Source organism: Flavobacterium gillisiae, from assembly GCF_900107635.1.
GTDB classification, from domain to species: domain Bacteria; phylum Bacteroidota; class Bacteroidia; order Flavobacteriales; family Flavobacteriaceae; genus Flavobacterium; species Flavobacterium gillisiae.
The window spans coordinates 441,825-454,954 of the sequence record NZ_FNRD01000001.1 but is presented as its reverse complement, the minus strand read 5'-3'; the positions used below and the strand labels follow the sequence as shown (position 1 = coordinate 454,954).

The following is a 13,130-nucleotide window of genomic DNA, read 5'->3' as shown; positions in this document are numbered from 1 at the left end:
AGTATTTTATTTATGCAAACTTAAGGATTTATTAGTAAAAGTATTGTGATTTCAAATATCCAGATTTTCCTGTTTCAGTAAGCTGTTCCGTGGGGTAATCCTCTGTGTCGTATTTAAACGTTCCTTTGTAAAATTTAGCTGAAGATATGATTTGATCTGCTGAATTTGCAATACTACTTTCAGCAACATTGCTAACCATATTATTCAATGAAATTACCTCATTGTGATCCAGTAATTTACTATATCCCAAAATAGAGTAAAAAGGATTATTTTTAGAGTCATATTGAAAACTCACTGTGTATTTTGAAACAACACCTGCAGCAGTATCATCTAAAATCCTTTCGTCTTTTACTAAATTTTCATTTTTAAAATACAATATTCCGTGATAAAGCTTTGAGTCTTGATTCCCTGAGTTCAAACTCTTTTTCTCGTAGGAAATAGTTTCGTCTGTATTGTGAATATAATTTATCACGTAATTCCCTGGAGAGAGCACTTGTATTAACTTATCAGTATCATATGAATATTCAACCGTACTACTAAGCTTAGTAGCTTTGTCTAGTGTACTAATTTTTGAAATCATACCATTTGTATAAGTAAAGTCTGTATGTAATTCAACACCGTCTATATTGACGATTTCATTGCCATTGTACTTGAATAAAGTTGTGGCTGACGTCCCATCCTCTGAAACCTCAACTAGCTTTGTAAGGAATTTACTTTTACCGCTTTTATCATCCGAACAAGAAGTCAAAAAAATGGCAACAATAGATAAGAAAAAAAATATTTTATTTAAGTCTTTCATGATAGTAGGTTATAAGGGCTGGATATGTTAAGGGCGAATAAAAGTAGAAATTAAATCCAATTATGCAAACTAAACAAGTCCAACGACCTAAAAACTCGTTTAAATGATTATTTATTGAAATGGAAAATTAAAAATCTCCTGTTATCTTTTCCAAATACTTGAACGATGTAATGTTCAACTAAGCTATTTTTTTTACCCCCAAAGTCTCGATTTATATCTCTTGTCCAATACAAAATTGTTTAAATAAAACGCTGAAAGTTCCTTGCACATCATCAAAAAACCCTTTCGATTTGTCATACAAAGGGAAAGGGTTGTTATTTTAATATAAGTGTGAACTACTTCACGAAATCAACTGCCTTATTTAAAGCTTCTTGAATACCGTCTGCGTTTTTTCCTCCTGCAGTTGCAAAGAAAGGCTGACCGCCTCCTCCACCTTGTATGTACTTCCCTAATTCACGAACTACTTGTCCTGCATTTAATTTTTTATCAGCGACCAGTTCTTTAGAAATATAACAACTTAGCATTGGTTTTCCTTCTTCGGCTGTCGCCAAAACTAAAAACATATTAGTTCCTAAGCTTCCTAAATCATACGCTAAATCCTTAGCTCCTTCCGGGTTAAGATCCACTTGCACAGCCAGAAACTGTATTCCGTTTATTTCTTGGATTTGTTGTGCCAATTCTGTTTTTAATCCTTTTGCTTTATCTTTAATTAATTGCTCAACCTGCTTTTTTAATTTGGCATTCTCCTCTTGGACTGAAACTACCGCTTTAATAACATCTTGCGGGTTTTTCAGAGCAAGCTTAATCTCATTCAATGCACTTTCCTGCGAAGCAAAGAAAACCTTAACAGGATCACCTGTAATTGCTTCAATACGTCGAATTCCTGCGGCAACAGCTCCTTCTGAAACAATCTTGAAATACCAGATTTCTCCCGTATTCTTCACGTGAATTCCTCCACAAAGTTCCATGCTTTCGCCAAATTTAATTGCACGAACATGATCTCCATATTTCTCACCAAACAAAGCCATAGCACCTTCTTCTACCGCTTGCGCGAAAGGAATGTCTCTGCGCTCTATTAATGGCAATTGTTCTTGAATTCTAGCATTAACAAAGTCTTCTACTTGCTGCAATTCTTCGTCAGTTACTTTTGCAAAATGAGAAAAGTCAAAACGCAAATGGTTTGGACTTACTAATGATCCCTTTTGCTCCACATGTGTTCCTAATATGCTTCTCAATGCCTGATGCATCAAGTGCGTCGCAGAGTGATTTTTTGTAGTATCTGATCTTAATTTACTATCTACTTTGGCCACAAAACCACCGTTTACATTCTCTGGTAATTTTTTAGTAAAATGCAGAATTAAATTATTCTCTTTTTTAGTATCTATAATTTGGATGGTCTCATTTGCCGAAACCAAAACCCCTTTGTCTCCCACTTGTCCACCACCTTCAGGATAAAACGGCGTGGTATCCAAAACGATTTGGTACATAACACCATCTTTTTTAGAGTCCACTTTACGAATTCTTGTTATTTTTGCATCGCTTTCTGTTTGGTCATATCCTACGAAAGTTTCTGTATTTCCCTCTACTAAGATTTTCCAGTCATCTGTTGAAACTTCAGACGCAGCACGAGAACGTGATTTTTGTTCTTGCATGGCTTTATCAAAACCAGCTTCATCTAGACTGAAACCTCTTTCTCTAAGAATCAATGCCGTCAAATCGATTGGAAATCCAAACGTATCGTATAATTCAAATGCTTTTGCTCCAGGAACTTCTTTTCCTTGATTTGTAGCAATTACGTTATCTAACAACTGTAGCCCTTGATCTAGTGTACGCAAAAAAGACGTTTCTTCTTCCCTAATCACATTTGTCACTAAGCCTTGTTGTTTTTTAATTTCAGGGAAAAATTCACCCATTTGATCTGCTAAAACAGCAACCAACTTAAATATAAAAGGTTCTTTGGTATTCAAAAAAGTAAATCCGTAACGTATTGCACGACGCAAAATACGACGAATTACATATCCCGCTCCAGTATTAGAAGGCAATTGCCCGTCGGCAATAGCGAAAGCTACCGCACGCACGTGATCCACGATTACACGAATCGCAATATTGGTTTTATTTTGCTCTTCACTGATGTCCTTTACTTCGTTTGAGGTGTATTTTAACCCTGTAATTTCCTCCACTTTTTCAATAAGCGGTGTAAACACATCGGTATCATAATTTGAAGTAGTGTTTTGCATTGCCATACACAAACGCTCAAATCCCATTCCGGTATCTACGTGCTGTGCTGGTAACTTTTCAAGAGAACCATCGGCTTTACGGTTGAATTCCATAAATACGTTGTTCCATATTTCAACTACCTGCGGATGATCGGCATTGACTAAGCTTCTACCTGAAACTGCAGCTCTTTCTTCATCAGTACGTAAATCGATATGAATTTCAGAACAAGGTCCGCATGGTCCTTGATCTCCCATCTCCCAGAAATTGTCTTTTTTGTTTCCAAGGATAATTCGATCTTCAGGAACGAACTGTTTCCAAATATCAAAAGCTTCCTGATCAAAAGGCACATTCTCTGCTTCGTTTCCTTCAAAAACAGAAACATACAAACGGTCTTTATCTAATTTCAACACTTCGGTTAAAAATTCCCAAGCCCAAGGCAAGGCTTCTTCTTTGAAATAATCGCCAAAAGACCAGTTCCCTAGCATTTCGAACATAGTATGATGGTAGGTATCAAAACCTACATCTTCTAAGTCATTATGTTTTCCTGAAACACGAAGACATTTTTGAGTATCGGCAATTCTATTGCTTTTTGGCGTGGCATTACCCAAAAAATATTCTTTAAACTGTGCCATTCCTGAGTTATTAAACATCAGCGTGGGATCATCTTTAAGAACTATGGGGGCCGAAGGAACAATTAAATGTCCTTTGCTTTCAAAAAAATCTAAAAATTGTTTACGTACGTCTTGTGATTTCATTATTTTATTTTTTTTGCCACTAAGGCGCTAAGGCACAAAGTTTTTTTATTTATGTATTGCTCTAAAGCATTTCATGCCCCAGATAGTAGTGGAAAGCTTCGAGATTGAGTAATCATTTTTTTCTTGAAACGGCAGAGCGACCAGCGGAAGCTCCTGCTGTATCATTAGAAAAAACGATTACTAAACGAGAACTTGCAACGAATAGCTGGAATAGGCACATTATTTTATTTATTATTGAAAAAACGCGGGAACAAATGAAACATTTATTAAATTTGTTCATCTTACATTTTACAATGTGCAAAAATAGGGTATTTTAAAATATGGCGAAAGTAAAATATTATTACGATTCGGAAAATCTGGCGTATCGAAAAATAAAAACAAAAAAAAGAAAGAAATTTGGTTTTGTTGTCTTGTTTTTAGTAGCCTCGGCATTATTTGGCTCGCTTATATTTGTGCTTTTATTAAACACTCCTTACTTTGATACGCCTAAAGACCGGCTGCTAATTCGTGAAAATGAAAATTTAAAATTGAACTATGCCGTTTTAGACAAAAGAATGGATCAGCTTGACAATGTAATTGGCGCTATTGAAGACAGGGATAACAATTTATACCGAACGTATTTTAATACATCGCCAATACCGAAGGAAGAACGAAAATCAGGATTCAGTGGAAAAGATCGATACGCAGCTTTAAAGGGATATGACAACACACAATTGGTCCTTAATACCACCAAAAGAGTAGATGTGCTTACAAAAGAATTAGCGATACAATCGAAGTCCCTGGATTACATTCTAAAACTGGCAAAAGAGAAAAACAAACTATTATCTGCCATTCCTGCCATTCAGCCTGTCAGGAACGAGAATTTAAAACACATGGCTTCTGGTTTTGGATACCGAACAGATCCATTTACTAAAGCCCGTAAAATGCATGAAGGCATGGACTTTACAGCCAAAGTAGGTACCCCGATTTTTGCAACTGGCGACGGAGTTGTAGCACAAGCAAACAGCAACGCTTCTGGTTATGGGAATCATATTGTCCTTAGGCATGGTTATGGATACGAAACCTTGTATGGACATTTGAGTAAATACAATTGTAAAGCAGGACAAAGAGTAAAACGTGGAGATATAATAGGATATGTGGGAAGTACAGGTAGATCTGAAGCTCCACATTTACATTATGAGGTACACAAAGACGGTAAAGTAGTTAATCCGCTTAATTTTTATTACGGAAACATTTCAGCAGTGGAATATGTTGCCATATCAAAATTAGCTAACCAAGAAAATCAATCATTAGACTAATGCACATAGAGCTACAACCAGATAAAAGATATTACAGCATTGGTGAAATTGCCAAAGCTTTTGATGTAAATGCTTCCTTGATTCGTTTTTGGGATAGTGAGTTTGACATTCTCAAGCCAAAGAAAAACGCGAAGGGGAATAGGATGTTTACTCCGGAAGACATTAAAAACTTGCAACTTATTTACCATTTGGTAAAAGAAAGAGGATTCACATTAGAAGGGGCAAAAACCCATTTGAAAGAAGGACAAAAGAAAACATTGGATAAATTTGAAATTATCCGAAAATTAGAGACCATTCGAACACAATTAACAAATATTAAAAATCAACTTTAAATTAAACAAACATGAAAAGATTTTTGCCTTGGATTATCGGAGCCGTAGTTATCATCGGTATATACAGTTATGTAAAAGGAATCAACAATACTGCTGTGGTATATGAGCAGGGAATTAATGAAGCTTGGGGTAATGTTCAAACTTCTTACCAAAGAAGAAATGACTTAATCGGAAACTTAGTGAATACTGTAAAAGGAGCTGCTGAATTCGAAAAAAGCACTTTGACTGCAGTTATTGAAGCACGTGCCAAAGCGACTTCGGTAACAGTTGACCCTACAAATATCACTCCGGAACAGTTAGCACAATTCAATCAAGCACAAAGTGGCGTGAGTAGTTCCCTATCAAGATTATTGGTTAGCGTGGAACGTTACCCTGAATTAAAAGCAAACCAAAATTTCTTGAAATTACAAGATGAATTGGCAAGTACAGAAAATCAAATCCTTACGGCTAGAACGCGTTTTAACGAAGCGGTGAAACCATACAACAATCATATCAAAATTTTCCCAAACTCGATCTTTGCAGGTATGTTTGGATTTAAGGAAAAACCATATTTCGAAGCAGTTGTAGGTGCTGAAAAACCGGTTGAAGTACAATTCTAAAAAACGATTTCAAATTTTTGATTAACGATTTTTGATTGCAGAGTACATACTTCTAAAATCAAAAATCGTTAATCTTCATTCAAAAACTTTTCCCATGTCAAAAGTAGAAGATTTTTTAACCCAAGAAGAAGAACAAGAAATTGTTGAAGCTATTCGCGTGGCCGAAAAAAACACTTCTGGAGAGATTAGAGTTCATTTAGAAAAAACGACTGAATTAGACGCATATGATCGTGCGTTAGAAGTTTTTAACGAACTAAAAATGGACGAAACCCAACTAAAAAACGGGGTTCTAATTTACCTAGCCGTAGAAGACAAAACATTTGTAATTTGCGGAGATCAAGGGATTAATGATGTTGTTGCAAATGATTTTTGGGACAGCACCAAAGAGGCTATGGTTGCTCATTTTAAAAACAGTAATTACAAACAAGGCCTAGTTGACGGAATTCTTATCGCTGGAGAACAATTAAAAAAGCATTTCCCTTGGTCTGAAGATGACACGAATGAATTATCAAACGAAATCTCAAAAGGCTAATATGATTATACCTAAATTAAATACCTCTCTTTATTTTAAACTACTTATTTGTTTTTTTATTACACAAATAGGCTTCGCACAATTTACAATACCTGAGAAACCCAGTTTAGCAACTTCAGTTTATGACTATGCTAACGTTCTTAGCTCAACGGAAAAACTTCAATTAGAAGAAAAATTAATCCATTATTCTGATTCCACTACTACACAAATAGTAGTCATTACCATTGAAAGCCTGAAAGGGGAAGATGTGAGCCAATTAGCCACTAACTGGGCTCAAACATGGGGAATCGGCCAAGCAAAAGAAGACAATGGTGTTATAATCTTGGTGGCTAAAGCCGAAAGAAAAATAGCAATCAATCCTGGTTACGGTCTTGAGGACCGATTAACTGCAGGAATTGGTGGTGAAATAATTAGAAATATTATTACTCCTGAATTCAAATCCGGTAGTTACTACAACGGACTTGACAAAGGAACAGACGCGTTGATTGATGTCTTTAAAGGCAAGTATAAAGGCGAAAGAAAACAGACCAAAGGAAAAGATTTTCCTATTTTACCTTTCATTATTATTATCGTGATTATCCTTGTCCTTATTTCTAAAAATAAAGGTGGAGGTGGTAACTCTGGGAATCGCGGAGGTGGTGGCCCAAGTTTATTAGATGTCATTCTCCTAAGCAGCCTTGGTCGTGGTGGCGGAGGCGGTGGTTTTGGCGGTGGATCTTCTGGTGGAGGATTTGGCGGTGGCGGATTCGGTGGTGGATTTGGCGGTGGTGGATTTTCTGGAGGAGGTTCGAGCGGAAGCTGGTAAAAAGAAAATCACAAGATACAATCATAAAAAAAGCTGCAAATTGCAGCTTTTTTTATGATTACACCTTATTTCATTTGTTAAGTGCCCTACGGTAAAACACTTCTTTGCAGTAAAACTGATCGCTTTAGATTAAAACTTGCAGCGCTACTCTTTTAGTAATTGTTTATCAAATAGTTAACTAACTTTTAAAGTTACTAATTGTAACTTTAATAGAAAAAAGTCATGAAAAATTTTTCAATAAAACTCGTCTGGTTTACCACAGTATTTGTATTTATTTTTGCAGCTTTATCTCAAACTAATATAACAGTACTACTACTTCTAAGTTTACTAATATTTGGAGAACTACTGATTCTATTTATAGTTTATAGGGTACTCACTGACAAATACACCACTACAAAAATGTTTAAAGATTGGTACGAAGATCACCCTATGGATGCTTTGGATCATTAGAGAAAAACTAATAGGCGAGGTCTAATTAAAAAAAAAATCGAGATTTTTTTCTGGTTATTATTACAGTAAATTGCAATTATCTTTCTCCGTAAGTACTATTCACCTTATACTTTTATGTCGTCTACAAAAGAAACATAGAAATATTATCGTACTTCGCTTTTTAGCACAAGACGATGTAGCAGTTTAGGGAAAAATCGTTTTATATAAATGCCGAGCACTTCTTTTCCTCCTATATAAGATTCAAACGAATTAGATTCGACAGCTTTAACTAATTTTTTAGCGAAGACCGCTACCGGCATACCGTTCAGCGTAGCCTGGTCGTTGCTATTTTGTAGTGATCCATCTCCCGTAAGTGCGTTTACTGCGACATTCGTTTGTATGAAACCTGGGCAAATGATTGTGACATTGATATTGTCTTTTTGATGCTCCATTCGCAGCACATCAAAAAAGCCATGTAAAGCATGTTTTGCTCCACAATAACCGGAGCGATATGGAGAACCGAATTTTCCCATTAAACTAGTAATGGTTACAAAATGTCCTTTTTTATTCGAAATAAAATGCGGTAATAACGCCTTTGTGATAGCAACCGTTCCTAAATAATCTACTTCAATTAGTTTTCTGTCCACATCAAAATCAGTATCCACTAAAAGTGAACGTTGACTCACTCCGCCATTATTGATTAGAATGTCAATTTTTCCAAAAAAAGAAATGGCTTTTTCTACATGATTTTTGACATTACTGAAATCAGCCAAATCAAACGGAAGAACTTCGACCTCGGCATTCAAACATTGGGCTTTCACCCGTTCGAGATTTCCAACATTACGAGCAGAAAGGATGAGTTTGCAGTTTCTCTGGCTTAATTCATATGCCAAAGCCTCCCCAATGCCACTAGAAGCTCCAGTAATCCAAACCACCTTGTTATTTATAGATGCCATTTTTTATTATAAATGTAAAAAAGTTTACCGAGTTATGACTAACTCGATAAACTTTCTTCTATAAAAATGGAAATAAAAACTATTTTTCTCTAATATAAATATCTATTGGCACACCTGAAAAATCCCAGTTGTCTCTAATTTTATTTTCAAGGTAACGTTTGTAAGGTTCTTTTACATATTGTGGCATATTAGCAAAAAACACAAACTGTGGTGTTTTCGTTGGCAATTGCATACAATATTTGATTTTCACATATTTCCCTTTAGTTGCAGGTGGTGGGTATGCTTCAATCACTTTCAACATGTATTCATTGAATTTAGAAGTAGCAATACGTTGTTGTCTGCTTTCGAAAACTTTTACAGTTGCTTCTAACGCTTTCAATAAACGTTGTTTTGTTAATGCAGAAACAAAAAGAATAGGCACATCCGTAAATGGCATTAATTCTTCTCTTATTTTCTCTTCATAATCTCTTGTTGACATGGTTTCTTTTTCGACCAAATCCCATTTGTTAACAAGAATAACAACCCCTTTTCTATTCTTTTCAGCCAACCAAAAAATACTTTGATCTTGACCTTCAAATCCACGAGTGGCATCAATTATCAAAATACAAATATCAGAGTGCTCAATAGCACGAACTGAACGCATTACAGAATAAAACTCTAAATCTTCCTTTACTTTAGCCTTACGACGAATTCCAGCTGTATCAACTAAGTTAAATTCGAAACCAAAACGGTCAAATTTTGTATCAATAGAATCACGAGTAGTACCCGCAATATCAGTAACAATATATCTGTCTTTACCAATTAATGCATTGATAAAACTTGATTTTCCTGCATTTGGACGACCAACAACTGCAAAACGAGGTAATGCAATTTCCTCTTGTGTTGGTTCTGGCTTTATAGGAAATGCATCAATTAATGCATCCAATAAATCTCCAGTTCCACTTCCAGAAATACTTGCAAAAGTGTAATATTCTCCTAAACCTAAGTTATAGAATTCAATCGCATCTTTTTCACGCATCGCGTTATCTACTTTATTTACAGCAAGTAAAACTGGCTTAGTCACTTTACGTAATAATCTTGCAACAGCATCATCCATTGGCGTGATCCCTTCTTCGACATCAACAACAAATATAATAACATCGGCTTCGTCGATTGCTAATTCTACTTGCTTACGGATTTCGCCTTCAAAAACGTCATCAGATCCACGAACGTATCCTCCTGTATCAATAACAGAAAACTCTTTTCCGTTCCACTCGCTTTTACCATAGTTTCTATCTCGGGTAACTCCCGAAACTGAATCTACAATAGCTTCTCTTCTTTGTATCAGCCTATTAAAAAGGGTTGATTTCCCTACATTAGGTCTTCCTACTATCGCAACAATGTTATTCATAATCTAATTTTCAAATATTCTGCAAAGGTAGTGTTTAATCCCGTGACTATCAATTTTTTTGATATATTAGCGCAGGCTTACCTTTTTAACTGATATAAGTTTACCACTATGGACACTAATAATGAACTAAGATTACGTTTACGATTTTATAAAGATGTTCCAGAAAGCACTGCCACAGTGCTTCAAAAATTTGAAAACTACAAAAAATCAAACTGCGACGATTTTTCTGTAAAAACGGGCGGGACGCATATTTGGCTCAATATCAAAGACAACAAAAAGTCCTATTATTCCCCACATTTACATTTGGAATTAGAGCCTAAAAACGAGAACGAAACACATATAAGAGGCTTATTTGGCCCTGACCCTACATTATGGACCTTTTTTATGTTTCTACATTTTATAATTGCCGGACTATTTTTAACGTTTAGTGGCATAGCCTATTCTGACTATGTTTTAAAAAATAGCATGACGTTCGATTTCATAGTCATTGCCCTCATGGTATTTTCATGGTTTCTATTGTATTTTATTGCAAAACAAATTCGCGAAAATGGCCATGACCAAATGAATGAATTAGAAACCCTCTTCTTAAAGATTCTAGCATCCTAATTATTACAAACCTTATCCCGTCACGAGCGAATTGTGCAAATAAAAAAATCAATATCAGAATTTCAATTCTAATATTGATTTTTTTATTTGCAAGATCTGGCAAAACCAAATGCTAGATTCTTTATTCTTGATATAACATCAAAACGATAAAACGAAAAGCTTATTGGTTGTAACCAAAACGCTTTAACATGTTGACGTTGCTTCTCCAGTTTTTATTTACTTTCACATACAATTCGATGTGGATTTGCTTTCCGAAGAATTTCTCTAAATCGGCACGAGCATCCATCCCTACTTTCTTTAGTGCAGCTCCTTTATGCCCGATAATAATTCCTTTTTGCGTTTCACGCTCCACCATAATCAAAGAACGTATTCTAATGATGTTTTCATCTTCAAAAAACTCTTCCGTTACAATTTCTACCGCGTATGGAATTTCTTTACTGTAATTCAACAATATTTTCTCACGAATCGTTTCATTTACAAAGAAACGCTCTGGCTTGTCTGTTAATTGATCTTTTGGATAATAGGCCGGTGATTCTGGTAAAAGCGAAATTATTCTTTGGAAAACTTCTGGAACATTAAAGTTCTGCAAAGCTGATATAGGATATATTTCTGCATTAGGCACTTTCTCTGTCCAAAAAGCCACTTGTTTTTCTAATTGTTCCTGATTAGAGTTGTCAATTTTATTCAACAATAATAAAACAGGTATTTTTGAATGAATGATTTTATTGAAGAACGCTTCGTCTTTTAAATCTTGCTCTCCTATTTCGACCATGTAAATTAAAATGTCAGCATCTTCAAAAGCGGACTTTACAAAGTTCATCATCGACGCTTGCATTTCGTACGCAGGCTTAATAATTCCCGGAGTATCAGACAAAATCATTTGAAAATCTTCTCCGTTTACGATCCCAAGGATTCTATGACGAGTCGTTTGTGCCTTAGACGTAATGATAGACAACCTTTCCCCTACAAAGGCATTCATTAATGTGGACTTCCCAACGTTTGGATTCCCTATGATATTTACAAAACCTGCTTTATGTGACATTTAATATATTATTTATTTTACAAAGGTAGTTATATCAAGTGAATAGATAAAATAAAACATTTTTTAAAATTTTTGTTGCAAATGATAAAATTCGTTGTACCTTTGCACCCGAAACAACGCGGGATAGAGCAGTAGGCAGCTCGTCGGGCTCATAACCCGAAGGTCACTGGTTCGAGTCCAGTTCCCGCTACTAAGTTAATTTTATTGAGATTACAAACGCACATCGCGGGATAGAGCAGTAGGCAGCTCGTCGGGCTCATAACCCGAAGGTCACTGGTTCGAGTCCAGTTCCCGCTACTAAGAAAACCTTTCAGAAATGAAAGGTTTTTTTCGTTTAATTAGATTTACAAAACAATCTCTGATTCAGATTTCGGGTACGAAGTCAGAAGACATTTGCACAGCTAACATCAGAACTCTTCGAGGAACAGGAAAAATCTTAGAAATAAACTAGTCAGAAAACTGATTATAATCGAAATCTCTTTTATTTTTGCCAAATGTTAGAAATTCTTTATCAAGACGAATATATTATAGCAATTAATAAACCAAGTGGATTATTGGTTCATAAATCATTTTATGCACGCGACGCAAAAGTGTATGCAATTCAAGAATTGAGAAATCAAATCGGAGGACAACACGTTTACCCTATTCACCGATTAGACCGCAAAACATCTGGCGTCTTGTTATTTGCACTTAATAAAGAAATTTTAAAAATCATGAATGATCGTTTTGCCGCACGCGAAGTCGAAAAAAAATATTTAGCCATTTTACGTGGTTGGCCACCCGAAGAATTAACGATTGATTATGATTTAACCAATGATGATGACATTAAGCAAAATGCAATAACCTACTTTCATCGTTTGCAAAATGCAGAAGTTGCCTTAGAGTTTAACAATCAACCAACTTCACGTTATTCTTTGGTAGAAGCGATTCCTGAAACCGGACGTATGCATCAATTACGTAAACATTTCAAACATATTTTTCATCCCATTTTAGGAAGTCGTCCTCATGGCTGCAACAAACAAAATAAATTATGGCTCGAGAATTATGACCTAAAAGGAATGATGCTCCACGCACATCAACTAATTTTTAATCACCCTATAGATAATAGTCAACTAATCTTGAATGCTAAGATTAATGAAGAGTTTAGCAGAGTAGGAACTATTCTTAATCTAGATTTAAGTAAGTATAAATAGAAAATTATTTTTTAAATTATTGTTCTATTTAAAATTTAAGATGCGCATGATAAAACACTCTAATAATCCTCAAAAAAAACCTAAGCTATTTCAATATTTCCCGCTACTAAAAAAACCCATGAAGCTCTAGCCACGCAGGTTTAATAAAACTAACTAAACTTATTCAAAACAACAAAC

The 13,130-nt window shown here is 35.3% G+C and carries 13 protein-coding genes and 2 tRNA genes; 10 read left to right on the top strand and 5 right to left on the bottom strand.

Going from position 1 to position 13,130, the window contains the following annotated elements; translation table 11 throughout:
* Positions 1-31 precede the first annotated feature (31 nt).
* Positions 32-799, bottom strand: coding sequence for a hypothetical protein (locus tag BLV35_RS02120; protein WP_091084069.1), 768 nt, complete (start codon positions 797-799; stop codon positions 32-34).
* A 335-nt stretch (positions 800-1,134) separates the two neighbouring features.
* Positions 1,135-3,771: an alanine--tRNA ligase gene (gene alaS, locus BLV35_RS02115; protein ID WP_091084067.1), complete on the bottom strand. Its 2,637-nt coding sequence runs from the start codon at positions 3,769-3,771 to the stop codon at positions 1,135-1,137.
* A gap of 320 nt (positions 3,772-4,091) precedes the next feature.
* Between alaS and BLV35_RS02110 the strand changes: the two genes are divergently transcribed.
* The 6 genes from BLV35_RS02110 (at position 4,092) to BLV35_RS02085 (ending at position 7,787) form a co-directional block, all read left to right on the top strand.
* Positions 4,092-5,069: a M23 family metallopeptidase gene (locus BLV35_RS02110; RefSeq protein WP_091084064.1), complete on the top strand. Its 978-nt coding sequence runs from the start codon at positions 4,092-4,094 to the stop codon at positions 5,067-5,069.
* The gene (locus tag BLV35_RS02105; protein WP_091084060.1) at positions 5,069-5,401 is read left to right on the top strand and encodes a MerR family transcriptional regulator; all 333 of its coding nucleotides are present in this window, start codon (positions 5,069-5,071) and stop codon (positions 5,399-5,401) included. The genes BLV35_RS02110 and BLV35_RS02105 overlap by 1 nt, the downstream gene beginning before the upstream one ends.
* A gap of 11 nt (positions 5,402-5,412) precedes the next feature.
* On the top strand, positions 5,413-6,000 hold the full coding sequence (locus BLV35_RS02100; RefSeq protein WP_091084057.1) for a LemA family protein: 588 nt from the start codon (positions 5,413-5,415) through the stop codon (positions 5,998-6,000).
* Between the two features lie 94 nt (positions 6,001-6,094).
* Positions 6,095-6,532 carry a TPM domain-containing protein gene (locus BLV35_RS02095; protein WP_091084054.1) on the top strand — a complete coding sequence of 146 codons (438 nt, stop codon included), beginning with the start codon at positions 6,095-6,097 and terminating at the stop codon, positions 6,530-6,532.
* Between the two features lies 1 nt (position 6,533).
* Positions 6,534-7,337 carry a TPM domain-containing protein gene (locus tag BLV35_RS02090; protein ID WP_091084833.1) on the top strand — a complete coding sequence of 268 codons (804 nt, stop codon included), beginning with the start codon at positions 6,534-6,536 and terminating at the stop codon, positions 7,335-7,337.
* Positions 7,338-7,559: 222 nt separating this feature from the next.
* Positions 7,560-7,787, top strand: coding sequence for a hypothetical protein (locus BLV35_RS02085; RefSeq protein ID WP_091084050.1), 228 nt, complete (start codon positions 7,560-7,562; stop codon positions 7,785-7,787).
* A 143-nt stretch (positions 7,788-7,930) separates the two neighbouring features.
* Here BLV35_RS02085 and BLV35_RS02080 read toward each other — a convergent pair whose 3' ends face one another.
* Together BLV35_RS02080 and der are read right to left on the bottom strand one after the other, a co-directional pair.
* Entirely contained in the window at positions 7,931-8,722 is a 792-nt protein-coding gene (locus BLV35_RS02080; RefSeq protein WP_091084048.1) for an SDR family oxidoreductase, read from the bottom strand.
* A gap of 79 nt (positions 8,723-8,801) precedes the next feature.
* Positions 8,802-10,112, bottom strand: coding sequence for a ribosome biogenesis GTPase Der (gene der / locus BLV35_RS02075; RefSeq protein ID WP_091084046.1), 1,311 nt, complete (start codon positions 10,110-10,112; stop codon positions 8,802-8,804).
* A gap of 108 nt (positions 10,113-10,220) precedes the next feature.
* Between der and BLV35_RS02070 the strand changes: the two genes are divergently transcribed.
* Entirely contained in the window at positions 10,221-10,718 is a 498-nt protein-coding gene (locus tag BLV35_RS02070; RefSeq protein ID WP_091084044.1) for a hypothetical protein, read from the top strand.
* A 160-nt stretch (positions 10,719-10,878) separates the two neighbouring features.
* Here the strand turns inward: BLV35_RS02070 and era are convergent, their stop codons facing one another.
* The gene (gene era / locus BLV35_RS02065) at positions 10,879-11,760 is read right to left on the bottom strand and encodes a GTPase Era (RefSeq protein WP_074721452.1); all 882 of its coding nucleotides are present in this window, start codon (positions 11,758-11,760) and stop codon (positions 10,879-10,881) included.
* A gap of 117 nt (positions 11,761-11,877) precedes the next feature.
* Here era and BLV35_RS02060 point away from each other — a divergent pair.
* The 3 genes from BLV35_RS02060 to BLV35_RS02050 all read left to right on the top strand — a co-directional run bounded on the left by BLV35_RS02060 (position 11,878) and on the right by BLV35_RS02050 (position 12,953).
* Positions 11,878-11,950 (top strand) — tRNA-Met (locus tag BLV35_RS02060).
* Between the two features lie 34 nt (positions 11,951-11,984).
* Positions 11,985-12,057: transfer RNA gene (locus BLV35_RS02055), tRNA-Met, on the top strand.
* A gap of 197 nt (positions 12,058-12,254) precedes the next feature.
* Positions 12,255-12,953 carry a pseudouridine synthase gene (locus tag BLV35_RS02050; protein WP_091084041.1) on the top strand — a complete coding sequence of 233 codons (699 nt, stop codon included), beginning with the start codon at positions 12,255-12,257 and terminating at the stop codon, positions 12,951-12,953.
* Positions 12,954-13,130 lie beyond the last annotated feature (177 nt).